Origin of the sequence: Arthrobacter sp. Leaf337 (assembly GCF_001423745.1) — a bacterium.
Classification (GTDB): Bacteria; Actinomycetota; Actinomycetes; order Actinomycetales; family Micrococcaceae; genus Arthrobacter.
Genome location: NZ_LMPC01000012.1, coordinates 20,448 through 45,445 on the forward strand (window position 1 = coordinate 20,448; position 24,998 = coordinate 45,445).

Genomic DNA, 24,998 nt, shown 5'->3' on the forward strand with positions numbered 1-24,998 from the left:
GCGTTGGGCGGCACTGCTGGCATCCGGAAGCGTGCGTCAAAGCGACGAAGGAGCAGCACGCGGAGGATGGCGGCCGTGCCGCCCACTCCGCACCGCGCCCTGCTACTTGACTGCGCGCTGCCTGGAGACTTCGTACAGGGAGATGCCGACTGCCATGGAGGCGTTGAGCGATTCCATGGCGGAGTCGATCGGGATGGAGACGATCTGGTCGCAGTTTTCGCGGACCAGGCGGCTCAGGCCCTTGCCTTCGGAGCCGACCACGATGCATACGGGTTCCTTGGCCAGGCTGAGGTCCGGCAGCGACACGTCGCCGTCGCCGTCCAGGCCGAGCACGTAGATGCCCATGTTCTTGAACGCCTTGAGCGTGTTGTTCAGGTTGGCGGCGCGTGCCACGGGAACCCGGACGGCTGCGCCGGCGCTGGTCTTCCAGGCTGAGGCAGTGACGCCGACCGAGCGGCGTTCCGGGACGATGACGCCGTGGCCGCTGAAAGCCGACACGGACCGGATGATCGCGCCGAGGTTGCGCGGGTCCGTGATGCCGTCCAGGGCGACGAAGAGCGGCGCGTTGGACACGTGGCCCTTCTTCCAGCTCTCGACGGTTTCCTCGGCGAGCTCGTACGCGTCCTGGTACTCGTACGGCGGAATCTGCAGCACGAGTCCCTGGTGGATGGCGTCGTCCGTCATGCGGTCCAGCTCCGGCTTGCCCGTTTCCATCAGCGGAATGCCGCGTTCGGCCGCAAGCTTGAGGGACTCCTTGACGCGGTCGTCCATTTCGATGCGGATGGCAACGTGGAGGGCCTTGGCGGGGATTCCGGCGCGCAGCGCTTCAACGACGGAGTTGCGTCCCGTGACGACTTCCTCCGTGGCACGGCCCTTCGGGCCCGAACGGGCACCGGCGCCGCGGGGTGCGCCCGGACGCTTGGCGGCGGACCGCTCGGCGAGCTGCTTGTTCTTGTGGGCCTTGTGGTACGGGCGGTCCTCCGCCTTGGGAGTGGGGCCCTTGCCCTCGAGGGCTTTGCGGCCGTGGCCACCCGTTCCGATAGTGGGGCCCTTCTTTGCTTTGACCGACCGGCGACCGTTGTTGGCCATGAGTTTCACCCTTGCTTTGTTGAGTAAGTCTGACCTCCAGTCTACTTACTCAGGCTAAATCGCCCGCCCAGCGCCCTGTTGTCACCCTGTCGGACATCCTGCCTGCCACAGCTCAGCCGCGCTTGAGGCTCCAGCTGGCGCCGTCCGGACCGTCCTCGACAACGACGCCCGCCGCCGTCAGGGTGTCCCGGATGGCGTCGGAAGCCGCCCAGTCCTTGGTGGCCCGCGCCTGTGCCCGGGCACCAAGCTGGGCTTCGACGAGGACGCCCAGGGCTGTGTCCGCCTGGTTGTCCCGGGCGGGGGCCGCTACGTCGTTGAGGCCCAGGACGCGGAGCATATCGGTGACGGAATCCAGGGCTGCCCTGGCGGCTGTGTTGTCGCCCGCAGTGAGGGCAGTGTTCCCGGCCCGCACGGTGTCGTGCAGGGCCGCCAGCGCCTGCGGAACGTTGAGGTCGTCGTCCATGGCCGCGGCGAAGGCATCAGGCACTTGGCCATGGGTGCCGAACAGGAGTTCGGCCGCGCCGGAAACAACACTGTCGGACAAAGTACGCACTGCACGGGCGATAAACCCGTCAATCCGCTCCACCGCGGCAGCCGCCTCCTGCAGCGACGTTGGCTGGTAGTCCAGGACAGAGCGGTACTGCGCCTGGCCGAGGTAGTACCGAACCACCCGCGGCGAAGCCAGCTCCAGCATTTCCGCGGGGCTGACCGTGTTGCCGATGGACTTGGACATCTTTTCGCCCTGGTAGGTCACCATGCCGTTGTGCATCCAGAAGTTGGCGAAGGCGTGGCCTGCCGCCTGGGACTGGGCCATCTCGTTCTCATGGTGCGGGAACCGGAGGTCCAGTCCGCCGCCGTGGATGTCGAACTCGGTGCCGAGGTATTTGGTGACCATGGCCGAGCACTCCAGGTGCCAGCCCGGACGTCCGGTGCCCCAGGGCGAAACCCAACTCGCCGTCGTCGGCTCGCCTTCCTTGTGTCCCTTCCACAGCGCAAAGTCCCTCGGGTCCTTCTTCCCCCGGGGGTCGGCGTCGGGAGCTCCCTGCATGTCATCGATCTTTTGGCGCGTGAGCGACCCGTAGCGGTTCCAGGAGCGGACGTCGAAATAGACGTCGCCGGAATCGTCGAGGGCAGGGTAGGCGTGGCCGCGGTCGATGAGTTGCTGGATCAGTGCATGCATCTCCGGAATGTGACCGGTGGCGCGGGGCTCGTAGGTAGGACGGGACACACCCAGGGTGTCGTAGGCCTTGAGGAACGCCTGCTCATAGCGGTAGGCCAGAGCCCACCACTCCTCTTCGCGGATATCATCCGGGCTTTCTTCGAAGTCCGGTTCAAACGAGAGAGCGGACTTGGCGAGGATCTTGTCGTCGATGTCGGTGACATTGCGGACAACCGTCACGCGGAAACCGCGGTACTCCAGCCAGCGGGTGAGCTGGTCAAAGGCGATGGCGGACCGGATGTGCCCCACGTGCGGCAGGCCCTGCACCGTCGCACCGCAGTAGTACAGGCTCACCTTGCCCGGGATCAGAGGGACGAAGTCGCGGACTTCGGCGGATGCTGTGTCGTAAAAGCGCAGGGTCACCGCTCCAGATTAGCCGATGGCCTTTGCGCCGGGGCCCATCCGGGCTATTTGCAGACTTCGCCGATCTTATTGTTCTGCTCGCTCAGCTGCGCGGTCTGTTCGGCGCTCTTGGTACCCAGTGAAGTGCTCGCGACCTTCTTCATGATGTCGGCCATTTTCTGGATGGGCCCGGCAACCTCGGGGGCTACCTTGTCCGCCACTTCCTGGTAATGCTTGGCGATCTGGTCAGCCTGCTGCTGCTGGTTTCCGGTTGGCACGAACGTGTCCCCGTTGAGGAATTTGCAGCTCTCCTCGACGCTCATCTTCGGAGTGCCGCATCCGCTCAGCAGCATCCCTGCAACGAGTACGACGGCGGCAAGCGGCTTGTTCACGAGGGGTCTCCTGGGGTGTTCGGCAAAGGAAGGGCTCCCTTAAGCCTAGGCGAAAGGCGCCCTTCGCCTCAGCCCGCCCGGTACACCAGTGCTGTGGCGAGGGCCGAGATGCCTTCGCCGCGGCCCGTGAAGCCGAGGCCGTCGCTGGTGGTGGCGCTGACGCTGACGGGCGCACCCGCCGCCGCCGTGAGGACCGCCTGGGACTCCTCCCGGCGGGGACCGAATTTGGGTCTGTTGCCTACGAACTGCACTGCGATGTTGCCGATCTCGAAGCCTTCCGTCCGGACAATGCGGGCGGCCTCGGCCAGGAGGGTCACTCCGGAGGCACCTGCGAATTCCGGCCGGTCCGTGCCGAAATGCGTGCCGAGATCCCCGATCCCGGCTGCCGAGAAGAGTGCATCAGCTGCCGCGTGGGCCACGGGATCGCCGTCGGAGTGGCCGGCCAGGCCCTGCTGGCCCTCCCACAGGAGACCGCCAAGCCACAACTCCCGAGGGTCGTCAGGGGAAGCGAAAGCGTGGACATCAATGCCGATTCCGGTCCTGGGAATGATGGGAGCCGCCATACTCAGCCCTCCACCCAGCGCGCGCCCAGGGGACCTTCCAGCAGGCCCTCCGCGATGATGAGGTCCAAGGGAGTGGTGATCTTGAGTGACTGGCTGGCTCCGCGGACAGCATGGACAGGAACACCCAGGCGTTCCACCAGCATGGCGTCATCGGTGATGGCGGCGGTCTGGGCTTCGTCGAATCCTGCCACCTCCCGGTGCGCCTTCAGGAGCGTGGCAAGGTCGAATCCCTGCGGCGTCTGCACGGCCCGGAGCTTCTCCCGCGGCGCCGTGCCCACCACCACCTCCGGCGCGATACGGGCGTCTTCGGCTTTCGTCGCTTCAACGGTCTTGACGGTGTCCACCACGGGTATCACCGGGATGACTGCCAGGGCGCCTGCCGCCAGGGAGTCCACCACACGGTGGAAGACGGACTCCGGGGTCAGGGCACGCGCGGCGTCGTGAACCAGCACCGCCTGGGTGCCGTCTTCCAATGCCTCCAATGCGGACCGCACGGAGTCGGCCCGCGTCGCGCCGCCGTCGACGACCGTCAGCAGCGGCCCGCCATCGACGAGTTCAGCCTTGAAGTCATCGCACATCCGCCGCAGTGCGCCGTCGCCGGCCGGCAACGCTATGCAGACCTGCTGGGCGACGCCGGACGCCACTATCCCGCGAAGGGCATGGATCAGGATGGGCTCTCCGCCGAGGGGAACCCTGGCCTTGGGCATGCCGTAACCAAGCCGCTGCCCTGATCCGGCCGCCACCAGCACGACGGCGACGACGGGGCTGACAGCGCGGTCCCCGGCATCCGGCCCGGACCCGGCCGAAAATTCTGTTGCACTCATGGGCACAACACTACGTGCCTGCGCGCACCCGACGCCCGGCAAAATCCCGGGATTCTCCTAAAAAAGGGCAAAAAGAAACCCCGGCGGCTGGTGAGCCACCGGGGTTCAATTCTTAGGAAGCCAGGACTTCGTCGAGAACGCTTGCAGCCTTCTCTTCATCCGTCTTTTCAGCCAGCGCCAGTTCTGAAATCAGAATCTGGCGGGCCTTGGCCAGCATACGCTTCTCACCTGCGGAAAGGCCGCGGTCGTGATCACGGCGCCACAGGTCACGAACGACCTCTGCCACCTTGATGACGTCCCCGGAAGCAAGCTTCTCCAGATTTGCCTTGTAACGACGCGACCAGTTGGTAGGCTCTTCAGTGAACTCGGCCCGCAGCACGTCAAAGACATGCTCCAAACCTTCTTTGCCCACTACGTCACGAACACCAACAAGGTCAACGTTCTCTGCTGGAACTTCAATGGTCAGATCACCCTGAGCCACCTTGAGCTTGAGATACATCTTCTCTTCGCCCTTGATGGTGCGCATCTTGATTTCTTCAATTTTTGCTGCACCGTGGTGAGGGTAAACTACTGTCTCGCCGACCTCAAAAACCATGTGGACTTTCCCCTTTCCCGCAGACCAGTTTATCACGATTCAGGCATACAACTGGCACGGATCGGGGCCGCGAACCGCGGAAATACAAGGAAAATGGGGCCAATCGACCCCCTCCAACCCCTTGACGGATGCGGATATTAGTGCATCAAGGAGTCTGTGCCAAGGGCGGGTCCGGCCGGGTTCCGGCACAGCCGGCCATGCAGTGAACGGCCGGGAGGAGACTGCTTTCCGGACGTGAATGTGTACTGCCCGAATCCTTGTTTGAGACCGCAAGAGGATAGGCTATGGCTGAATAATGTTTCAAGACTCTCAAGGAGTGCGTGACGTGCGTTTCACTGCGATGAACCGGGGCCAGCGCGGCAAGCTGGCAATGGCAACGGCAGCACTTGCCATCGGCCTGCTGTCCGTGACCGGCTGCGGCTACATCAACCCGCAGCAGACCTCTGAGCAGTACTCTGCGTCGGACGGAACCCGGGAAGACCTCGGTCCCCTCCAGCTCCGTAACTTCATGATCGTTTCCGCGGGCGAGGACAAGCAGGGCCGCGTGGTCGGCGCCGTTTACAACTCCTCCTCCAGCGACGTCAAGCTGACCATCAAGGGTGCGCGCGGCTCGCAGACGGAGGTGTCCGTGAAGCAGAATTCGTACGCGCTCCTCAACGAGTCCACGGATCCGGCTATCCTCAGCAGCACGGGCGCAAACCCCGGTTCCCTGTCCGAGGTCACTATCTCCGAGGACGGCACCAACCAGACTGCCAAGGTCAAGGTCCCCGTCCTGGACGCCACCCTCCCCGAGTACAAGGAGTACCTGCCGGAAGGCAGTGAGCCCACCGGCTCGGAGTCGGCCACGCCGACCCCCACGCCTTCGACCAGCGCGGGCCACTAACCGGCACAACAGACCACCACAGCAATAAGGAGGGCTCCCGCCGCGCGGGGGCCCTCCTTATTTGCATCTGCGGTTTTGTTGCCGGGGCTTGTTGTCCCGGTTTTGTTGGCGGGCGTGCGCCTACGGCTCGAACTTGTAGCCCAGGCCCCGGACGGTCACAAGGTACCGCGGGGCGGACGGGTCCGGCTCGATCTTGCTGCGGAGCCTCTTGACGTGGACGTCCAAGGTCTTGGTATCGCCCACGTAGTCCGATCCCCACACACGGTCGATGAGCTGGCCCCGTGTCAATACCCTGCCTGAATTGCGCAGCAGCATCTCCAACAGTTCGAATTCCTTCAGGGGCAGCGACACCTGTTCGCCGTCGACGCTCACCACGTGGCGTTCGACGTCCATCCTGACGGGGCCGGCCTGGACGGTGTTGGTGATGAGCTCCTCGGGCTCGCCCTGCCGGCGGAGGACCGCCCTGACGCGGGCAACGAGTTCCCTGGACGAATAGGGTTTGGTGACGTAATCGTCGGCGCCGAGTTCCAGCCCCACCACCTTGTCGATTTCAGCGTCCTTGGCCGTCAGCATAATGACAGGCACAGAGGAGCGCTGGCGCAGCTGCCGGCAGACCTCAGTGCCGGATTGGCCGGGCAGCTGGAGGTCCAGGAGCACTAGGTCGGCGCCGTTCCGGTCGAATTCCGTGATGGCGTCCAGGCCGTTGTCCACGACTTCCACCTCGAATCCTTCCTTGCCCAGAAGGTAGGACAGAGGGTCGCTGAACGACTCCTCATCCTCGACTATGAGAATCCTGCTCAAGCGCTGGCTCCTTGCTCATGGACGCCGGTGGCGTCGCTACTGTGTGGTGAGTTGCTGGGGGCGGCCGTTGACGGCGCAGCGGGTGCGTCGCCGTCGTCCTGCCCCTCCATCTCTGGAAGCCGAATGGTGAAGGTGGACCCCTGGCCGGGCTGCGACCACAGCGTCACTTCCCCGCCGTGGTTGGAGATGACGTGTTTCACGATGCTCAGGCCCAGGCCGGTGCCGCCGGTTTGCCGGGACCGGGCGGCGTCCACACGGTAGAAGCGTTCAAAAACCCGTTCCTGGTCCTCCGGACTCATGCCCTCCCCCTGGTCCGTGACGGAGATGGAGACCAGGCCCTCTTTGGAGCGCATGCCGATCCCCACGCGGGTGTTCTCCGGGGAGTAGCGGATGGCGTTGTCGATCAGGTTTCTCAGCGCCGTCACCAGCAGGTCCTGGTCGCCGTAGACCATGGCGTTCACGCGGCCGCCCACCACAATGGAGATGTTCTTGCTTTCGGCGGGCAGCTGCGAACGGTCAACGGCTTCGGTGACCACGGAGTTGATGTCCACCGGGTGCGCTTGCTGCGCGACGCTGGCGCCCTGCAGCCGGGACAGCTCAATGATGTCCTGCACGAGGGCCGCGAGCCGCTTCGATTCCTTCTGCATGCGCTGGGCAAAGCGGCGGACGGCCACTTCGTCGTCCGCCGACGATTCGAGCGCCTCTGCCAGCAGGGAAATGGCACCCACCGGCGTCTTGAGTTCGTGGGAAACGTTGGCCACGAAGTCGTTGCGGATTTCCTCGGTACGGGTGATTTCGGTCCGGTCGTCCGCCAGCAGCAGGATGTATTCCTCACCGAGCATGGCTGCCCGGACCTGGACGATGATGGTCCCCTGCCCCAGCGGCCCGCGGGGCAGTTCAAACTGCTTCTCGAGGATCACGCCGTCGCGCCGCACCTTCGCGGTCATGTCCAGCAGCTGTTTGTGGACCACGGTGTGTCCCCGGACCAGGCCGAAAGCGTAGGCCGCAGGGCTCGCCCTCACGACGCCGTCTATCGCGTCAACCACAACGAAAGCCCGTCCGACGACGGCGAGCACCTCCGCGGCGCCCGGTGGCAGTGCCGGTTCGTCGAACTCAACATCCACCAGCTTGCGCTGCTGTTCGCTGACCCGGAACGCGAGCACGCCAAAGATGCCGAATGACAGGCCGACGAGGCCTGCGATGACACCGATGAGCATAGGATCCACGGCTCCAGCTTATGCTCTGGCCCGGGCGCCGGAAGCGAATCTGATGCGATTCACCGCGGGGTTCAGCTAACGTTCACCTATAGGTGCGTAACAGTTCACCGGCCACTGACAGAGTTATTGGTTGGACTGCAGAGCGGTGACACGAAATCCGGCCGCCACCCGGTGGGGCCAGGTTTCCAAGGAAAGGACGCGTAGTGCGCAAGGTTTTTCAGGAGGAGCTCACACAGGTGGGCGAGCAGCTCGTCGAGATTTCAAAGCTCGTCAGCGAGGCTATCAACAAGGCCACGACGGCCTTCGAAGGGGCCGACGTCGACCTCGCCCAGGATGTCATCGCCGCTGATGCAAGGATCGACTTCCTGCAGAACAGCCTGGACGAGCGGGCCATCGACATCCTGGCCCTGCAGGGGCCCGTGGCCAGCGACCTTCGGATGATCGTGGGTTCGCTGCGGATGAGCGCCTCGCTGGAGCGCATGGGAGACCTCGCCCGGCACATCGCCCAGCTGGCGCGGCTCCGCTACCCGGCCAACGTAATTCCGCCGCAGCTCGCAGATACGTTCAAGAGCTTCGCCGAGCAGGACCAGCTGATCGCGGACAAGCTCACCGAGCTCTTGGAAACGCGCGACCTGGAAGTTGCCCGCGACATCCTCAAGGCGAATGCGACCGTCAACGACCTCCACCTGAGCGTCTTCAAGGCCATCGCCCGCAGCGACTGGAACGAGTCGCCGGCCACCACGGTGGACGTTGCCCTGGCCAGCCGCTACTTTGAACGCTTCGCGGACCACGGCGTTTCAGTAGCCCAGAAGGTCACCTACCTGGTCACCGGCGCGTGGCACCCGCACAGCACCGAAATCAGCTGACTTCCGGGAGCAGGAAGAACGACGGCGGGCTGGTCACCATTGGTGACCAGCCCCGTTGCCTTACTTTTTGCCCTGGTTGGCAACAGCCTTGATGGACTCGGCAGCAGCCTCGGGGTCGAGGTACGTGCCGCCCGGGTTCAGCGGCTTGAAGTCCTCGTCGAGATCGTAGACCAGCGGGATGCCGGTGGGGATGTTCAGGCCGGCGATGGCTTCGTCGCTGATGCCGTCAAGGTGCTTGACGAGCGCGCGCAGGGAGTTGCCGTGGGCGGTGACCAGCACGGTCTTGCCCGCCTTGAGGTCTTCCTTGATGTCCGATTCCCAGTAGGGCATCAGGCGGATCAGGACGTCCTTGAGGCACTCGGTGCGCGGAAGGGCGTCACCCAGGTCTGCGTAGCGGGGGTCGTGTGCCTGGGAGAACTCGCTGTTGTCGTCCAGGGCCGGCGGCGGGGTGTCGTACGAACGGCGCCACTCCATGAACTGCTCTTCACCGTATTCGGCCAGCGTCTGCGCCTTGTCCTTGCCCTGCAGGGCGCCGTAGTGGCGTTCGTTCAGGCGCCAGTCACGCTTGACCGGGATCCAGCCGCGGTCGGCCTTGTCCAGGGCGATGTTGGCCGTGTTGATGGCCCGCTTCAGGAGGGAGGTGTACAGGACGTCCGGGAGAACATTGTTCTCAACCAGGAGCTCGCCGCCGCGTGCCGCTTCCTCGCGGCCCTGGTCGTTGAGATCGACATCCACCCAGCCGGTGAACAGGTTCTTGGCGTTCCATTCGCTGTGGCCGTGGCGCAGCAGAATCAGCTTGTAAGTCATGGTTTTCATCCTAGCCGAGCAGGTGGCTGTGCCGCCGAGCGTTACATCACACTGCAGCTCCCTCTAACCCGACCGCCGGTGCTCGGCGACGGAGCTGCTCCGTTAAGCTTGTCCGGTGGTGCAAAAAGCTGAACGGGTGGGCGCGGCCGGCGCGGGCAGAAGCGGCCGGCCGGTGGGCAACGTGACCCGCGGCACCACCAACCCCAACCGGATGCGGCGGCTGGACCGGTGGCTCACCGGGACACAGGCGTGGCGGCTGCGCCGGGCAACCAACCCCCTCGTCATCGACCTCGGATACGGCGCCTCACCGGCCACCGCCGTCGAACTCTTCCACCGCCTGTCTGCAGTGCGCCCGGACGTCCGGGTGGCCGGGATAGAAATCGAACCCGAACGCGTCCGGGCAGCCAAGGCACTGGAACAGGCCGGGCTGAGTTTCCATGTGGGCGGCTTCGAGCTTCCGGTGCCCGGGCAGCCGGTGATCGTCCGCGCGTTCAACGTCCTGCGGCAGTACGAGGAAGCGGACGTGGAGGCCATCTGGGCCCTGGTCCGGGGCCGGCTCGGCCCCAACGGACTGTTCATCGACGGCACCTGCGACGAAATCGGACGGCGCGTCACGTGGGTGGCGCTCGACGCCGGCGGCCCGCTGAGCCTGAGCATCTCCATGCGCTTCGGCGGCTTTGCACTGCCCTCGGAAATCGCCGAACGGCTGCCTAAGGCCCTGATCCACCGGAACGTGCCCGGCGAGAGGATCCACGGCTTCCTGCAGGCACTGGACAAGGCCTGGCTGGATGCAGCGCCACTGGCCGCTTTCGGCAACAAACAACGGTGGACGGCCATGTGCCGGTCCATGCTCGACGACGGCTGGCCGGTCCAGGACGGACCGGCACGATGGCGGCTGGGCGAGTTGACGGTGGGCTGGGACGCTGTCGCGCCGGCCGCCTGAGTAGCGCGGCCGCTTTAGCTCGCGCCGCCCCGCAATAGGGTGTTTCCCGGTTACCAGGGGCCGTACGGGCCCATGTTGCGGCTGCCGCCGCGGCCGGCGTCCTTCACGGCGGGCCGGACGTCGGCCAGGTACACGGAGGCTGCGGTCACTGCCGCGAGACCGAACAGGCCGAACGTGCCGAAACCGCCGCCGCCACCGCCATTGGGTGACAGGGCGCCCATGGCCTGGGCGCCGCCATACAGTGACAGGGCGCCAATGAACACGGCGCCGCCGGTCAGTGCCAGCCAGAACGTCTTGGTCCGCTTGGAAACAGCTTCAAAGGCGTTCGCCTTGTGGCGAAGGCAATCAAACAATGCCCACGCTTCAAGACCAAACGCCACGAGCGCCATGAGGAAATAGACCCCGGTCTCGACGTAGTTAATCAACACTTTTCCGTCCACGTCCCCAGCCTAGCCGCCCAGAGCGTCCAGTGCCTGGTCCAAATCGGCCCAAAGGTCTTCGACATTTTCAATCCCCACGCTCAGGCGGACCAGATTGTCCGGCACGCTGACCGGCTCAGCCGCGTGGCGCCGTCGTCGTTCAATCAGGGACTCAACCCCGCCCAAAGACGTGGCGGGAAGCCACAGCTGCAGGGCGCGGACCAGCTTGTCGGCCGCATCGGCACCGCTGAGTCCGCCGGCCGGGGCGATCTGGATGCACAGCACCGATCCGAAGCTCTTCATCTGTGACTTGGCGCGTTCGTGGCCGGGATCGGTTTCCAGTCCGGGGAACCGGATGCTCTCGATCCGGGGGTGATTGCTCAGCCGGTCGGCAAGGACGGCCGCCGACGCCTGGGAGCGTTCGATGCGCAGGGCCAGCGTCCGCAGCCCGCGGAGTGCAAGCCAGGCCTCGAACGGTCCGGCAATGCCGCCGTGGATGATGCGGTGGTGAAGCAGCGCTGCACGGATCGTTGCGTCCGAGGTGACCAGGGCGCCAAGGACGACGTCGGAATGCCCGGCCAGGTATTTGGTGACCGAGTGCAGGACGACGTCGGACCCGAGGCTCAGCGGCTGCTGGACCAGGGGCGTGGAAAAGGTGTTGTCGGTGACAACGATCGCTCCCACTTCGTGGGCGGCAGCGGTGAGGGCGCGGATGTCCGCGATCCCGAGCATCGGGTTGGTGGGGCTTTCCAGCCAGAGCATGCTTGCGGGTTTGCCCTCCGCCGGAGCCAGTAGCGCCTTCACGGCGTCGGTGTCCGCGATGTCCACGGTGCGGAGTTCGAACAGCCCCTTCTCCGCGAGTTCGGTGGCCATCACCAGGGAACCTGCGTAGCTGTGCGAGGGCATGACCAGCACTCCCCCCGCCGGGATGAGGGACAGCGCTGAACTGACGGCGGCCAGGCCGGAGGCGTACAGCAGGCCGGGGAGGGACGCGCCCTCAAGCTGGCCCAGCGCTTCTTCAAACGGGTCCCAGGTGGGGTTGGAGTAGCGGCCGTAGCCACGGTCGCCGTCTGCGAGCGGACCGGTCCCGAAATAGGTGGAGGACAGGACGATGGGCTGGTTGACTGGCGCATCGCGTTTGCGGGGCGGGCGGCCGGCGGCCACAACCACCGTTTCAGCCGACAGCGCGGCGGCCTGCTCTTCGGAAAGACTCATGGTCAAAGACTACGTGGGAGGCCCGCAGCGCAGGAAAGCGGTTACGGTCCGGCACCTGCGGTGTCGGTGATTGTCGGTAGGCTGGTTAAGTGAGTACCCAGAACCCCGGACTGTTCATCGCCTTCGAAGGCGGCGACGGCGCAGGCAAGTCAACGCAGGCCGCGGCGCTGGCCGGGGCCCTTGATTCGCGCGGCTTCACGGTGCTGCGCACCCGGGAACCGGGCGGCACGCCCATTGGCGAAAAACTGCGGTCCCTGGTCCTGGACCACGGGCACGGCCATATCGATGCCCGCACCGAAGCCCTCATCTTTGCCGCGTCCCGCGCGGCCCATGCGGACCAGGTCATCCTGCCTGCACTGGAACGCGGCGACATCGTGCTGACGGACCGCTACATCGATTCCTCGGTGGCCTACCAGGGTGCCGGACGGGGGCTCGGAACCGTTGCCGTGCGTGACCTGAACGAGTGGGCAACATCGGGTCTGCAGCCGGACCTCACGGTGCTGCTCGACGTCGACCCCGCCGTCGGCCGCCTCCGCCGGACCGCGGGTGACGCTGCCGAAGACCGGATGGAATCCGAAGCAGACGAATTCCACGCGAAGATCCGTACCGCGTTCCTGGACCTCGCCGCGGCCCGTCCGGACCATTACCTGGTGCTTGCCGCCCACCTGCCCGTCGCCGAACTGGCGGGTCTCATCCTGGCGCGGGTGGACGCGCTGGTCCTGTCCAGGCAGGGTTCGAGTCATGTGTCCCGCCAGGGTGCCAGGGAAGGCGTGGCCCCGTGACCGTCTGGGACGATCTTCAGGGCCAGCCCGCCGTCGTCGCCCAGCTCCGCCAGGCCGCCCAGGGCGACGGCCTGACGCACGCCTGGCTGTTCACCGGCCCGCCCGGATCCGGCCGGTCCAACGCCGCGAAAGCCTTTGCCGCCGCCCTCAACTGCGACCAGGAGGACGTCTCCAGGCGCGGCTGCGGCGAATGCGCAGCCTGCCTGACCATCCTGGGCGAAACACACTCGGACGTGGCGTTCGTCCGCACCGAAAAAGTCACCATCACCATTGATGAAGCACGGGACCTGGTCTCGACCGCCGGAAACCGTCCCTCCTCCGGACGATGGCGGATCATCGTTGTGGAAGACGCCGACCGCATGGCGGAACGGACCACGAACGTGTTGCTCAAGGCCATCGAAGAGCCCACTCCCCGCACCGTGTGGATGCTGTGTGCACCGTCACCGGCGGACGTCCTGGTTACCATCCGGTCCCGCTGCCGCCCGGTGGCGCTGCGGCTTCCGCCGGCCGCCGACGTCGCAGCACTCCTGGTGAGGCGCGACGGCGTGGATCCGGCCCTCGCCGAACGCGCGGCCCGCGCGGCACAGAGCCACGTCGGCATTGCCCGCAGGCTTGCCCGGGACGCCGATGCCCGCGAACGGCGCATGGAAACAGTCCGCTTCCCGCTGGGGCTGCGGGGCATCACCGCAGCGGTCCTGATGGCCGAAAAGCTGGTGAAGATCGCCACCGAGGAAGCCAACAGTTCCAACGAAGTGCGCGACGCCGAGGAAAAGGCAGCCCTGCTGGCCACCCTTGGCGCGCCGGAAAGCGGCACGCTGCCGCCCGCCATGAGAAGCCAGCTCAAGCAGCTCGAGGACGACCAGAAGAGGCGCGCCAAACGCTCCATCACCGACTCCCTTGACCGGACGCTCACGGACCTTCTCTCGTTCTACCGGGACGTCCTCATCATCCAGATGGGGAACGCCGTAGAATTGGTAAACGTTGAACTCAGGAGCGAGCTGGCCGAGTTTGCCGGGCGGTCCAGCGCGGAGGCAACGCTCGCCCGGATGGATGCGATCAACAAGGCCCGCCAGCGAATCACCACCACCAACGTTGCACCCCTGCTGGCCATCGAATCCATGGCAGCAAGCCTGATCTAGTACCGCCCCGCCCAGTCCCGTCCCGCCGCCGTATGTTCGCCCGAGCCCACGCCAAGTCCTTCAAGGAGTCCTGCATGAAGCCTGCCCGACGTCTGCCCCTGCGGTTACGGTCCGGATCGACCGCGGCCAAGGCAGCTGCTGGCTCCCTGGCCGTATTGCTCGCGCTTACGGGCTGCACGGTGTTCGGCCAGCCCGACGGCGGATCGAGCGGCGGGAGCACTGCCAAGGCTGACCCTTCGATCGCCGAAGCGGCTCCCGAAGAGCTTCGGAACTTCTACTCGCAGGAAGTTTCCTGGACGTCCTGCGAGGACAAGCTCGAATGCGCCAAAATCAAGGTGCCCCTGGATTACAGCAAGCCCGACGGCGACAGCATCGAGATCGCCGCCCTCAAAATGAAGGCAACGGGCAAGAAGACCGGCAGCCTGCTGGTCAACCCCGGTGGCCCGGGCGGTTCCGGCTACGACTTCGTCAAGGACGCCGGCGCCACGAACATTTCCAGTGAAGTGCGCGCCAGCTACGACCTGGTGGGCTTCGACCCCCGCGGAGTGAAGCGGTCCTCCCCCGTCACCTGCCTCACGGACCAGGAACGCGACGAGTCCCGGGCAAAGAACTATGACCTCAGCTCGGACGCCGGACTGGCGGCCGCTGTCGCGGACAACAAGGCAACTGCAGCCAAGTGCGCCGAAAAGACCGGCCCCGTGCTGGGACACGTGGACACCGTCAGCGCCGCCAAGGACCTGGACATCCTGCGTGCCGTGGTCAACGACGCCAAACTGAACTACCTCGGCTACTCCTACGGCACCTTCCTGGGATCCACCTATGCCTCGCTGTTTCCGGACAACGTGGGCCACATGGTGCTCGACGGCGCCCTGGACCCGTCCCTCAGCAACGAGGAGCTCACCAGCGGCCAGGCCCGCGCCTTTGAGAAGGCCATCCGCGCGTACGTGGAGAAGTGCCTCGGTGACAACGGCTGCCCCCTGAGCGGAACCGTGGACAGCGGCGTCCAGCAGATCCGCGACGTCGTGCAGTCCGTGGACGCCAACCCGCGGCGAGCCCAGGACGGCAGGATGGTGACCGGCTCGGCCTTCGTCAGCGGCCTGATCCTGCCTTTGTACAACGACGACAACTGGCCGTTGCTGACCCAGGCCCTGGACGCCGCCCTCAAGGGCGACGCCTCCCCGATGCTGCGGCTGGCAGACTTCGGCGCCGACCGCGACCCGAGCGGCAAGTACACGTCCAACAGCGCGTTCGCCTTCAACGCCATCAACTGCCTGGACTACCCCATGGTCAGTGACCCGGCTGCCATGCGGGCCGAAGAGCAGAAGCTGCGGCAGGACTCCCCCACCCTGGGCTACTTCTTCGCCTACGGCGGCACGAACTGCCAGGACTGGCCCTACAAGAGCACCCGCACACCGGCACCCGTGGAGTACCCGGGCTCGGCCCCGATCGTGGTGGTAGGCACCACCGGCGATCCCGCGACCCCCGTGGAATGGGCCGGCGCCCTGCGCAAGCAGCTGGGCAACGCCTCCCTGGTCACGTGGAAGGGCGAGGGCCACACCGCCTACGGCCGCTCGAACAGCTGCGTCACCGATGCCGTGGACGGCTACCTCCTGACCGGAGAGCCGCCCGCGGACAACACGGAGTGCTAGGACGTCAGGCGGCCTGATCTAGCATGGCGAGCCCCTGCATAGGCGAGCCCCGGCGTAATGCCTGCACGAACCGGACTACGAGACCGGATCAGTTGGACCGGACTACTCGGACCGGGGCTCCAGCAGCACCGGCAGGTCCCGGATGGACTGTACGACGGCGGTGGCGCCGGCCGCGCGCAGCGCCGGTTCCCCGTGGGCTCCGGTGAGGACACCCGCCACTGTGCTCGCGCCTGCCCGCAGGCCCGACTGGATGTCGGCGCAGCTGTCCCCCACCACTGCGACCTTACGGACGTCATCCAGGTCCAGTGCGAGGACGGCCGTCAGGATCATGTCCGGATAGGGCCTGCCCCGCCCGGCATCCGCCGGACAGAGGCTCAGGTCCGCCAGCCCCATCCAGCCGAGGCTCTCCAGCACCATGTTTTGCGTGTGGCGGCCGAAGCCGGTGGCAAGGCAGACCATGATGCCGGCTTCGCGGAGCCACGCAATGGCGTCCTCCGCGCCCGGAACAGCCTGGATGACGCCTTCCGCTATCAGCTCGTCGCAGCTGCGTTCGAAAAAGGTGTTGGCTGCGGCGGCCCGGTGCCGGTCCTCGAACAGCTGGCTGAAGACGGCGAGTTTCGACATGCCCGCCGTGTCCTTGGCGTAGCGAAGCATGCGCTCGAACTGGGCCGATCCTTCCCCCACGCCCTGGTCCGCCAGGGTGCGGGTCATGGCGCGCTCCAGCAGGCCGCCGTCGAAAACTGTTGTTCCCACCATCGCGAGCACGGCCAGCCGTACCTCGTGGGCGGCGCCGGGAAGCGTGCCGCGGAGTGCGGGTGCGGCTTCCGGTGCGGATGCGTCTGCTGTGTCCGGAGTCATGGCCAAGCCCCTTCGCTGACATGCGGCCGCCGACGCGGCCGCGTTTGGTCGTTCCACAGTGCAAGCGCTCCGGGACCCCGCGCTGAACCCGCACCGACCGCAGGGTGAACATCCAGACAACGTCCGCCACTGCCATTCTGCGGACTTACGATCCGCTCATTTTGACCCGGGCAGGGGACTCTATTACAGTTGTCTCTTGCATGATCCGCCCGGTTCTTCCGGGTTTTGTCGTGCGGTGCTTCCTTAGCTCAGTCGGTAGAGCGTTTCACTCGTAATGAAAAGGTCATCAGTTCGATTCTGATAGGAAGCTCGGGATAGACCCCCTAGAAATCAAGGTTTCTGGGGGGTCTTTTCGCTGGTTTGAAGAGCTCCTGATCTGCTGATCTGGAGGACGCCCGGCCCGTCACCAGCAGGTCGCTCACCTGGCAGTCCAACGCGTCACAGATCGCCGTCAGCGTGGAAAACCGGATCGCCCGCGCCCGGTCGTTCTTGAGCACCGACAAATTCACCAGGCTCACCCCGACCTGCTTGCTCAGCTCCGTCAGGGTCATCCCCCGCGCCTCGAGGAGTTCATCGAGGCGGCAGTGAATATCCGAGCCCTCATCATCTGCCGGCATCAGACCAGCCCTTCGGTGTCCTGCTGGAGGCGGCGGCCGTACTGTAAGACCACGGCGACCAGCACCATGACCAGGCCAATTGTCAACGGGGCGACATTGATCTCAGCCGCGAAACCGTGTGACACACCCGGGGTGCGCCCGCTCGCCGCGATCATCTCCGCCACCCGGCCCAGCGCCCACCCGTCGAGGATCTGGCCGAACGTGCCGGCCAGCGCCAGGAGAGCGCCGCCGGCAGCCAGCAGGCCTGGTCAACGGCCGGTGGACGCTCCTTGGCGAACCGTACATACTCCATGAGTAGGATGAGCGACTGTAAGGGACAGACGGAATTTCTGCGGCACGTTACAGAGAGGAGCCCCAACATGGCTCAGTTCACCGGCAAGGTCGCCCTGGTCACCGGAGGCGGCTCAGGCATCGGCGAAGCGATCAGCAAGGAACTCGCCACGAAAGGCGCCCACGTTGTTGTCACCGATATCAACCTGGATGCGGCGCAGCGGGTTGTCCAGGAAATCGTGGATGCCGGCGGGACCGCCTCGGCGGTGCGGCAGGACACCGCCAAAAAGGAGGACGCCGAGATGGTTGTCCGCCACGCCGTGGACACCTACGGAGCTTTGCACTTCGCGGTCAACAACGCCGGCATCGGCGGCAAGCACGCCCCCGCAGGCGAGACGGACCTGGACGAATGGGACAAGGTCATCGGCATCAACCTCAACGGTGTGCTCTACGGGATGCGCTACCAGATCCCGCAAATGCTCGAAGCCGGCGGCGGCAACTGCGCCATCGTCAACATGGCCTCCATCCACGGCACGGTTGCGGCGCCGGGCAACGGCGCCTACACCGCTGCCAAGCACGGCGTGGTCGGAATCACGAAGAACGCCGCCGCCGAGTACGGCCCACACGGGCTGCGCATCAATTCGGTCGGCCCCGGCTACATCAAGACACCCCTTGTCGAGAGCAGCCTCAGCCCCGAAGTCCGGAAGGCCCTCGAAGGGAAGCATTCCCTGGGCCGGCTAGGCACGGCAGAGGAAGTTGCCCACCTTGTCAGCTTCCTCCTGTCCGAGGAAGCGTCGTTCATGACGGGCGGCTATTACTTGGTGGACGGCGGCTACACGGCCGTATGACAGCAGGCCGGTAACCGGGGTTTCCTGACGACGCTGTGGGAGGCGCCCCGGTCACCGCCGCTTGAAGGTAACGCCCCCGATGAGCCCTACGAGCGCGGCCGGCAGGGCGAACAAACCAAAGATCTGCGGCATCAACGACGGCGGCGTGGTGATCATCGTGGCCAGGCCCACCAGTGCAACCGGCGCCGCAACGCAGAGCGTCACCCACAGCGGATATTGCCGGATCTGGGACCAGACCGCCGCTGCAATGGAAGCAGCCGAGCCGGCGAGCATAAACAGCCGGCCCACACGCAGCCGCTCCACAAACTCAGGCACCGGCTCGTAGGCGAACAACATTGTCCGCTCCAAGGAAATGCCTGTCAGGATGATGGAAACGCCGACCAACCCTGCCCAAGGCAGGGCCCGCCCTCTCCACCACCGGCGGACAACGTAGCGCTCGTCTCCCGGTGAGTTCGTCACTCTGCGATCTTATCCGCTGGCTGCTGCAGGGCACCCGTACCGCGAAGGCCGGCGCTATTGAATTCCGGCACGCCGTCCGAAATTCTTGAGCTGTGGAACAGCGCCCGTCGGACAGGACAGCTCCCCAGCGCGGGGCACCTCCGGCCTCACCGTGGGGCATGGTGCTCAGGTTCGGGCTGGTCAGCCTGGCCGTTGATGCCGTGTCCGACGGCGCACGCCCGCTCGCCGGACCGCTCCTTGCCCAGTTGGGTGCCTCCGCTTTGGTGATCGGGCTGGTCACCGGCGGCGCCGAGGCAGCAGCCCAGGGGCTTCGGCTGGTCTTCGGGCCGTGGGCGGACCGCACCGGGAAATACTGGACGTTCACGCTGGCGGGCTATGCCCTCACTGCCCTGTGCATCCCGCTGCTTGCCGTGACGCCCGCTCTCGGTGTCGCAGGGCTCATGCTGGCCTCTGCCCTCATCATTGGCGATCGCGTGGGCAAGGCGGTCCGGAGCCCCGCGAAGACCGTCCTGCTGGCCGCCGTTGCCGAGCCAATCGGGCGTGGACGCGGTTTCGCGGTGCACAAGTCACTGGATCTTGCCGGCGCATTTGCCGGTCCGCTGATCGCCTCCGCTGTCATCGCGGCAACCGGTGCACTGTGGCTGGCGTTCGCGGTCCTGGCGATTCCCGCCACGTTTGCCATGGCACTCCTGTTCCGGATGCGGCGCCGCATCCCCGATCCACACGGACCACCTGTGCCGGGGGCACGGGACGTGCAGAAAGCCTCGGACGCCCGGGCACCTGCCGCACATCAGAGGGAGCGCCTTTCTGCGGTGTTCGTCCTCTTCGCCGTCTCCGCCTTCTTCTGGAGCGCCGGCCTGGTGGCCTTCGGAGTCATCGCGTTCCATCTGACGTCCACTGTTGGCGTTGCCGTCGCCGCCGTTCCGCTGGTTTACGCCGCCGGCATGGCAGCCGCCGCCCTGGGAGCTCTCGCCAGCGGCTACGCCTACGATCGCGCCGGCGGCGCCGTGCTTCTGGTCCTGCCGGCCCTGGTTACCTTGATCCCGGTGCTGGCGTTCTCCTCGGGCGCGGGACAGGTGCTGGCCGGAGTGTTCGTGTGGGGAGCCGCCACGGGCATCCAGGACTCCACGGTGAAGGCACTGGTGGCCGACCTGGTGGTTCCGGCGAGGCAGGGAACCGCTTACGGAATCTTCGCCGGTTTCGAAGGGGGCGGCGCACTCGCCGGCGGCGCCCTTTACGGCGCGCTCTACGGCTCCCGTCCTGCACTCATTGCCGCCGTGGCGGCCCTCCAGACGGTTTCGATGGTCCTGCTGCTGGCAACCGTGGTCCGGTCATTCCGCCGACGCGGCCCGGGGCCTGGACCCTTCCCGGGGACCGGCCCCGCCCCGGAGTCTACCCATGGTCCGGAGCTTGAATGACAATTTACGGAGCTCACCGAAAGCCAGGACTGCCGATGCCAGGAGCACGCATGCTCCCCAGTGGTAGGCGTCCATGGATGCCGTCCCGAAAGCCCGCTGCAGCAATGGCACCTCAACCACGGCGACCTGGAGAACCGCAGCCAGCGCCACAGCGCCCCACAGCCATTTGTTGACGAACAGGCGGTGGAACGCGCTGGACGTCTCGGAACGGGAGTTGAATGCGTTGAACAACTGGGCGAACACGAGGGTGGTGAACCCGGCGGTACGCGCCACGTCCAGGGAATCGGCACCTTCCACCAGCCCGCCCGGCAGGAAGATGTCAATGGCGAGCAGGGAGGCGAGCCCCATGACAAGGCCCACCGACAGGATGCCGGACCACATCCGCCGGCCGATGATCCGCTCGGTGGTCCTGCGTGGCTGGCGCGCCATGACGTCGTCGATCTCAGGGTCCACCCCCATGGCGAGCGCCGGGCCGGAATCCGTCACCAGGTTGATCCAGAGGATCTGGGTGGCGAGCAAGGGCAGTGCGACAGCCTCGCCCGGGGCACCGGCCAGGCCCAGCGCTCCGGCAAAAACGACCCCGAGGAAAACCGTGAAGACCTCACCCATATTGGAGGACAGGAGGTAGCGGAGGAATTTTTCGATGTTCTCGAAGATGATGCGGCCCTGGCGGACGGCCGCAACAATCGTGGCGAAGTTGTCATCAGCCAGAATCATCTTGGACGCCTCCTTAGTCACTTCCGTCCCGGCGACGCCCATGGCAATGCCGATATCCGCAGACTTCAGCGCCGGCGCGTCGTTGACTCCGTCCCCCGTCATGGCCACCACGTTGCCCTGCGCCTGGAGCGCATCAATGATCTGCAGTTTGTTCTGCGGTGCCACCCGCGCGTAGACCGAGGTGGCAGCCGTGACGGCGTGCAGCCCTGCCTCATCCATCGCATCGAGCTCCGCCCCCGTGACCGCCCGCTCCCCCGCCGCTGCTATCCCCAGGTCGCCGGCAATCCGGGCCGCGCTGAGCGGATGGTCGCCGGTAATCATCAGCACCCGTATGCCGGCGTGCTGGGCTGCCGCCACCGCAGCGGCGGCTTCCGCCCGGGGCGGGTCGATAATCCCCACCACTCCGAGGTATACCAGTGTGCTTTCATCAGCTTCGTCCAGCACCTCAAGTTCGTGCCTGTCCGCGTCCCCGTACCGGCGGTAGGCGACGCCGAGCGTCCGGAAGGCCTGCGCGGACAAAGCATCAACCGCTGCAAGCGCCTGGTCACGGCGCGCACTGTCCAGCGGGACGATGCTTTCACCCACCTGCAGCCCGGTGCAGCGTCCGAGCAGCACGTCGGGTGCGCCCTTGGTGACCAGGGACAGCGTGCCCAGTTCCTTGTGGTGCGCCACCGCTGACATCAGCTTCCGCTCCGAGGTGAACGGCACTTCACCGTGACGTTCATATTCGCCGACGCGCTCCGTGACCCCCTCAAGCTTGCGGGCTGCGACGAGGAAGGCCGCCTCGGTGGGATCCCCCTGGATCTCCCACTCGCCGTCGTGCTCTGTCAGCTGGGCGTTGTTCGCGAAGGTGCCGCCGGCCAGGACAAGACCGGCCTCCAGCAGCACGGCCGGATCGATATCCTCCCTGCCCTCCTGGCGGGCACGGCCCTCGGGCCGGTAGCCCACACCCGTTAGTTCCACCTCGCCCGAGGCGGTGACAATCCGGCCCACGGTCATCTCGTTACGGGTCAGCGTTCCGGTCTTGTCCGAGGCGATCACCGTTGCGGAGCCGAGCGTTTCCACCGAGTGCAACTGCTTCACGACGGCGTTGCGCCGGGCCATGCGCTGCACGCCCAACGCCAGCACAACAGACAGGATGGCGGGCAGCCCCTCCGGGACAGCCGCCACTGCGAGCGACACACCGAGCAGCAGCACAGTCACAAGATCGCTCAGTGAACTGACGCCGTTAACCGCCACCACGGTGACCATTACGACGACGGCGATGACGATCACCGTGGCGCCCAGCAGCCGGCTCACGCCCGCAATTTCCTTCTGCAGCGGCGTCGGCTCGGCGACCGTCCGCTCAAGCATCCCGGCGATGGCGCCGACTTCCGTGTCCATGGCCGTTCCGGTCACCACTGCCCGTCCCACGCCCTGGGTGACGGCCGTGCCCTTGAACACCATGTTCACCCGGTCGCCCAGCGGAACATTTCCGGACAGCGTTCCCGGGTTCTTGAAGACCGGCTCGCTCTCTCCGGTCAGGGAGGCTTCGCTGACACGGAGCGACGTGGCGGTGACCAGGCGGGCATCCGCGCCCACGGCATCGCCTTCGCCCAGGACAAGGATGTCACCGCGGACAAGCCCCGCTGAGGGCACCGTCCTTAGTTCGCCGTCGCGCAGGACGGTGGAGTTGGCCGCCGTCATGACCTGCAGGGCCGTCACGGCTGTCTCGGCTTTGTTTTCCTGGACGAAGCCCAGCACCGCATTGAACAGGACCACGGCGCTGATCACGACGGCATCGACCGGAACTCCGCGGGCACCCTCCGCTGCCCAGGCGACGACTGAGATGGCGATCGCAGCCAGCAACAGGTAAATCAGCGGATCCTGGAACTGGGATACGACCCGTCGCCACCAGGGTGCTGGCGGCGCGGACTCGAGTTCGTTGGGTCCGTCGCGCTCGAGCCGGCGGGCGGCTTCCGCCGAGGAGAGGCCGGTCGCGGGGTCAACACCGCAGGCGGCCACCGCTTCGGCAGCCTCGCAGAGGTACCAGGGGACAGCATCGAGGGATGCCGCCTGCCGAGGGGCATCCGTCATGGCGCTGTCACCCACATGCCCCAACCCTTGCCCACCGGGCTGGGTGGCGCAAGGGGCCTACGGCCCCCCGTCCGGCGTCGAATCAGCGGCCTGCCCACACTGACGCGGCCCCGGAGTGGCCGGTCATGATGCTCTGGTAGATCAGGGCTGCGCCCGCCAGGGCGCCCACCGTCAACGCGGCGATCCGCACCGCTCGGTTGTCCTGCAGCCGCCCGATGGTGCCCAGCCGCCGCGCAAAGGGTTCGTGGGTGACAGCCAGCATCGCCGACATGACCACAAAGAACGCCACGGCAAGGTACTTCAGCAGGTCGCCCTGTTCAACGTGCTCGTGGAGGATCTGCGACGCCGGGCGTGTTTTCTCCAACTGTTCACCGGCTTGGGCGGTGATAAGCGTCAACGGGACCAAGGCGAGGGAGAGCACGCCCAGGGGCCACACCAGATATTCCCGCGCGGCACGCCATACGCCGTAGACGATGGCCGCGATCCCCGCCAGCGGAGACAGCACGACGATGCCGTGGATCAGGAGAATGTGGGCAGGCAGCCCGGCAATTTCGATCATTCGATTTCCTCCACTACAGCATCGGGTCCCCGATGGATTGACACGTCGTCGCGCCGGCGCGTGAACTGGGCCCCTATGATGCTCGCATGGGAGAGCAACAATTGGCTGATATTGCCTCCGCGCTCTATCGGTTGCCGCTCGAAGGATTCGTGGCCGCCAGGACCGCGGCGGCGAAAGCTGCTGCCGCGGACGCCGGGCGGGATCTCGCTGATGCAGTCCGTGCCCTGCCCAAGCCCTCGGCGGCGGCCTGGGCGGTGAACATGCTGGCGGTCCACCGGCCGGACTCGCTCGGGGAGCTGGCGAAGCTTGGAGCCGCCATGCGCGGCGCCCAGGAAGACCTCGACGCCGGTGCCCTCCGCGCGCTCTCCCAGGAGCGCCGGCAGCTGCTCACCCGCGTGATGGGGACGGCACGCGAGGTGGCGGAACAGCAGGGGCGGAAGGTGAGTGCCGCCGTCGCAGCCGAGGTTGAAGCGACGTTGCGGGCCGCCACCGTGGACGAAAGCGCGGCGGCAGCCGTGCGGAGCGGCCGCCTGCTCCGGGTACTGTCAGCCGACGGCGTGGACCGCGTGGACCTTCGGGATGCCGTGGCGGTCCCCCGCGCCCCCGCGCAGCCGGTGCCGAGGCCGGATGGCGGCCCGCCGGCGGGGACGCGGCGGGCCTCCGCGACACCGACACGCGGCGTTCCGGAGCCCGCACCACCGGACAGCCCGTCTGCTGTAAGGTCCGCCGAAAAACCGCGATTGAAGGCGGTCGGGACGAAACGGCCGGCTCCCGCGCCGTCGGCGGTCGAGCGCGCCGAGGCCCGCCTGGCCGAAGCGGAAGAAGCCGCCCGGTCAGCGGCGGAGGAGGCGGAGCAACGCACCGCGGATTTCGACGAAGCCGAGGCAGCCCTGACCCGGCTGGGCGACGAGGCCCGGAGCCTTCGCGCACGCCTCAAGAAGGTCGACGAGGAGTTCGAGCTGGCGAGGCGGCGGCGGGAGTCCGCTGCTGCTCAGATGCAACTGGCCGGCCGCGCAGCGGAAAAGGGACAACGGGCGGAGGTGCTCGCGAGGGAGAGGGTGCTCCGGCTTCGCAACACGCCGGACTGAGTCGCCTTTACTGTCGGAGGCCGGCTGCACACTGGATTCATGGATAAGAACCTCAGCACCAGCCAGGCGACTACGCGGGGAAACCTCGCCGGCGACGCACCGGAGCCCCGGGAATTCCACGTCACCTATTTTGATACCGACTGCGGCCTGATCCGCAGGGAAACGTTCGACTCCCTGCCGGAGGCGGAGCGATTCGCCAACCGGAACATTTCCGACGAGCAGGGCTGGGCCGTTATCGACGCTGTGCCCGCGGAACAGGGACGGCTGGCGGCCTGAAGAAACGCCAGAGACCCCGCACTGTGCAAGTGCGGGGCCTCTGACCGACCTAGTCTTCGATGCTATT

General features: G+C 66.3%; 27 protein-coding genes and 1 tRNA gene. 11 read left to right on the top strand and 17 right to left on the bottom strand.

Annotated features, from left to right (window positions below; genetic code table 11):
• Positions 1-102: 102 nt before the first annotated feature.
• The 6 genes from rlmB to ASF98_RS09230 form a co-directional block, all read right to left on the bottom strand.
• Complete coding sequence (gene rlmB, locus ASF98_RS09205) at positions 103-1,089, bottom strand: 23S rRNA (guanosine(2251)-2'-O)-methyltransferase RlmB (protein ID WP_055802360.1); 987 nt, start codon at positions 1,087-1,089, stop codon at positions 103-105.
• A 112-nt stretch (positions 1,090-1,201) separates the two neighbouring features.
• A complete protein-coding gene (cysS, locus tag ASF98_RS09210) occupies positions 1,202-2,671 on the bottom strand; it encodes a cysteine--tRNA ligase (RefSeq protein WP_055800602.1) in 1,470 nt (489 codons plus the stop codon).
• A 44-nt stretch (positions 2,672-2,715) separates the two neighbouring features.
• Positions 2,716-3,042: a hypothetical protein gene (locus tag ASF98_RS09215; protein WP_055800605.1), complete on the bottom strand. Its 327-nt coding sequence runs from the start codon at positions 3,040-3,042 to the stop codon at positions 2,716-2,718.
• A gap of 68 nt (positions 3,043-3,110) precedes the next feature.
• Complete coding sequence (gene ispF, locus ASF98_RS09220; protein ID WP_055800608.1) at positions 3,111-3,605, bottom strand: 2-C-methyl-D-erythritol 2,4-cyclodiphosphate synthase; 495 nt, start codon at positions 3,603-3,605, stop codon at positions 3,111-3,113.
• Positions 3,606-3,607: 2 nt separating this feature from the next.
• Positions 3,608-4,429, bottom strand: coding sequence for a 2-C-methyl-D-erythritol 4-phosphate cytidylyltransferase (gene ispD / locus ASF98_RS09225; protein ID WP_055800611.1), 822 nt, complete (start codon positions 4,427-4,429; stop codon positions 3,608-3,610).
• 112 nt (positions 4,430-4,541) lie between these two features.
• Positions 4,542-5,024: a CarD family transcriptional regulator gene (locus ASF98_RS09230; protein WP_011690592.1), complete on the bottom strand. Its 483-nt coding sequence runs from the start codon at positions 5,022-5,024 to the stop codon at positions 4,542-4,544.
• A 340-nt stretch (positions 5,025-5,364) separates the two neighbouring features.
• Here ASF98_RS09230 and ASF98_RS09235 point away from each other — a divergent pair, with 340 nt between their 5' ends.
• A complete protein-coding gene (locus tag ASF98_RS09235) occupies positions 5,365-5,907 on the top strand; it encodes a hypothetical protein (protein WP_055800613.1) in 543 nt (180 codons plus the stop codon).
• A gap of 120 nt (positions 5,908-6,027) precedes the next feature.
• Here ASF98_RS09235 and ASF98_RS09240 read toward each other — a convergent pair whose 3' ends face one another.
• Entirely contained in the window at positions 6,028-6,708 is a 681-nt protein-coding gene (locus ASF98_RS09240) for a response regulator transcription factor (RefSeq protein ID WP_011690590.1), read from the bottom strand.
• Positions 6,705-7,925: a sensor histidine kinase gene (locus ASF98_RS09245; RefSeq protein WP_055800616.1), complete on the bottom strand. Its 1,221-nt coding sequence runs from the start codon at positions 7,923-7,925 to the stop codon at positions 6,705-6,707. Before ASF98_RS09245 ends, ASF98_RS09240 begins: the two co-directional genes overlap by 4 nt.
• Before the next feature lie 203 nt (positions 7,926-8,128).
• Here ASF98_RS09245 and phoU point away from each other — a divergent pair, with 203 nt between their 5' ends.
• Positions 8,129-8,791: a phosphate signaling complex protein PhoU gene (gene phoU / locus ASF98_RS09250; protein WP_055800618.1), complete on the top strand. Its 663-nt coding sequence runs from the start codon at positions 8,129-8,131 to the stop codon at positions 8,789-8,791.
• Positions 8,792-8,851: 60 nt separating this feature from the next.
• Here the strand turns inward: phoU and ASF98_RS09255 are convergent, their stop codons facing one another.
• Entirely contained in the window at positions 8,852-9,598 is a 747-nt protein-coding gene (locus ASF98_RS09255) for a phosphoglyceromutase (RefSeq protein ID WP_055800621.1), read from the bottom strand.
• A 115-nt stretch (positions 9,599-9,713) separates the two neighbouring features.
• Here ASF98_RS09255 and ASF98_RS09260 point away from each other — a divergent pair, with 115 nt between their 5' ends.
• Positions 9,714-10,541, top strand: coding sequence for a class I SAM-dependent methyltransferase (locus ASF98_RS09260; RefSeq protein WP_200939337.1), 828 nt, complete (start codon positions 9,714-9,716; stop codon positions 10,539-10,541).
• Positions 10,542-10,591: 50 nt separating this feature from the next.
• Here ASF98_RS09260 and ASF98_RS09265 read toward each other — a convergent pair whose 3' ends face one another.
• Together ASF98_RS09265 and ASF98_RS09270 are read right to left on the bottom strand one after the other, a co-directional pair.
• Positions 10,592-10,981 (bottom strand): DUF2516 family protein, encoded by a 390-nt coding sequence (locus tag ASF98_RS09265; protein WP_055800623.1) that lies wholly within the window; start codon positions 10,979-10,981, stop codon positions 10,592-10,594.
• A gap of 9 nt (positions 10,982-10,990) precedes the next feature.
• Positions 10,991-12,175 (bottom strand): trans-sulfuration enzyme family protein, encoded by a 1,185-nt coding sequence (locus ASF98_RS09270; RefSeq protein WP_055800625.1) that lies wholly within the window; start codon positions 12,173-12,175, stop codon positions 10,991-10,993.
• An 89-nt stretch (positions 12,176-12,264) separates the two neighbouring features.
• Between ASF98_RS09270 and tmk the strand changes: the two genes are divergently transcribed.
• The 3 genes from tmk (at position 12,265) to ASF98_RS09285 (ending at position 15,745) form a co-directional block, all read left to right on the top strand.
• Positions 12,265-12,957, top strand: coding sequence for a dTMP kinase (tmk, locus tag ASF98_RS09275; RefSeq protein ID WP_055800627.1), 693 nt, complete (start codon positions 12,265-12,267; stop codon positions 12,955-12,957).
• Positions 12,954-14,096: a DNA polymerase III subunit delta' gene (locus ASF98_RS09280; RefSeq protein WP_055800630.1), complete on the top strand. Its 1,143-nt coding sequence runs from the start codon at positions 12,954-12,956 to the stop codon at positions 14,094-14,096. Before tmk ends, ASF98_RS09280 begins: the two co-directional genes overlap by 4 nt.
• A gap of 74 nt (positions 14,097-14,170) precedes the next feature.
• A complete protein-coding gene (locus tag ASF98_RS09285) occupies positions 14,171-15,745 on the top strand; it encodes an alpha/beta hydrolase (protein WP_156372360.1) in 1,575 nt (524 codons plus the stop codon).
• Positions 15,746-15,847: 102 nt separating this feature from the next.
• Here the strand turns inward: ASF98_RS09285 and ASF98_RS09290 are convergent, their stop codons facing one another.
• Positions 15,848-16,603 (bottom strand): HAD family hydrolase, encoded by a 756-nt coding sequence (locus tag ASF98_RS09290; RefSeq protein WP_082506777.1) that lies wholly within the window; start codon positions 16,601-16,603, stop codon positions 15,848-15,850.
• A 237-nt stretch (positions 16,604-16,840) separates the two neighbouring features.
• Between ASF98_RS09290 and ASF98_RS09295 the strand changes: the two genes are divergently transcribed.
• Positions 16,841-16,913 (top strand) — tRNA-Thr (locus tag ASF98_RS09295).
• A 13-nt stretch (positions 16,914-16,926) separates the two neighbouring features.
• On the opposite strand, the gene ASF98_RS09300 is transcribed toward ASF98_RS09295, so the two are convergent.
• Positions 16,927-17,220: a helix-turn-helix domain-containing protein gene (locus ASF98_RS09300; protein ID WP_442854034.1), complete on the bottom strand. Its 294-nt coding sequence runs from the start codon at positions 17,218-17,220 to the stop codon at positions 16,927-16,929.
• On the bottom strand, positions 17,220-17,384 hold the full coding sequence (locus ASF98_RS24130) for a hypothetical protein (RefSeq protein WP_156372361.1): 165 nt from the start codon (positions 17,382-17,384) through the stop codon (positions 17,220-17,222). Before ASF98_RS24130 ends, ASF98_RS09300 begins: the two co-directional genes overlap by 1 nt.
• 195 nt (positions 17,385-17,579) lie before the next feature.
• Between ASF98_RS24130 and ASF98_RS09305 the strand changes: the two genes are divergently transcribed.
• Positions 17,580-18,338, top strand: a complete 759-nt coding sequence (locus ASF98_RS09305; RefSeq protein WP_055800642.1) for an SDR family NAD(P)-dependent oxidoreductase — start codon at positions 17,580-17,582, stop codon at positions 18,336-18,338.
• 51 nt (positions 18,339-18,389) lie between these two features.
• Here the strand turns inward: ASF98_RS09305 and ASF98_RS09310 are convergent, their stop codons facing one another.
• Complete coding sequence (locus ASF98_RS09310) at positions 18,390-18,797, bottom strand: hypothetical protein (protein WP_156372362.1); 408 nt, start codon at positions 18,795-18,797, stop codon at positions 18,390-18,392.
• A gap of 92 nt (positions 18,798-18,889) precedes the next feature.
• Here ASF98_RS09310 and ASF98_RS09315 point away from each other — a divergent pair, with 92 nt between their 5' ends.
• Entirely contained in the window at positions 18,890-20,215 is a 1,326-nt protein-coding gene (locus ASF98_RS09315) for an MFS transporter (protein WP_235505747.1), read from the top strand.
• Here ASF98_RS09315 and ASF98_RS09320 read toward each other — a convergent pair.
• Both ASF98_RS09320 and ASF98_RS09325 read right to left on the bottom strand, forming a co-directional pair.
• Positions 20,129-23,008: a cation-translocating P-type ATPase gene (locus ASF98_RS09320; protein ID WP_055802369.1), complete on the bottom strand. Its 2,880-nt coding sequence runs from the start codon at positions 23,006-23,008 to the stop codon at positions 20,129-20,131. The two genes, ASF98_RS09315 and ASF98_RS09320, sit on opposite strands and share 87 nt — an antisense overlap.
• Positions 23,009-23,090: 82 nt before the next feature.
• Positions 23,091-23,567, bottom strand: coding sequence for a hypothetical protein (locus tag ASF98_RS09325; protein WP_055800648.1), 477 nt, complete (start codon positions 23,565-23,567; stop codon positions 23,091-23,093).
• An 86-nt stretch (positions 23,568-23,653) separates the two neighbouring features.
• On the opposite strand from ASF98_RS09325, the gene ASF98_RS09330 reads away from it, so the two are divergent.
• Together ASF98_RS09330 and ASF98_RS09335 are read left to right on the top strand one after the other, a co-directional pair.
• The gene (locus ASF98_RS09330) at positions 23,654-24,655 is read left to right on the top strand and encodes a hypothetical protein (protein WP_055800650.1); all 1,002 of its coding nucleotides are present in this window, start codon (positions 23,654-23,656) and stop codon (positions 24,653-24,655) included.
• A 39-nt stretch (positions 24,656-24,694) separates the two neighbouring features.
• The gene (locus ASF98_RS09335) at positions 24,695-24,931 is read left to right on the top strand and encodes a hypothetical protein (protein ID WP_055800652.1); all 237 of its coding nucleotides are present in this window, start codon (positions 24,695-24,697) and stop codon (positions 24,929-24,931) included.
• Positions 24,932-24,998 lie beyond the last annotated feature (67 nt).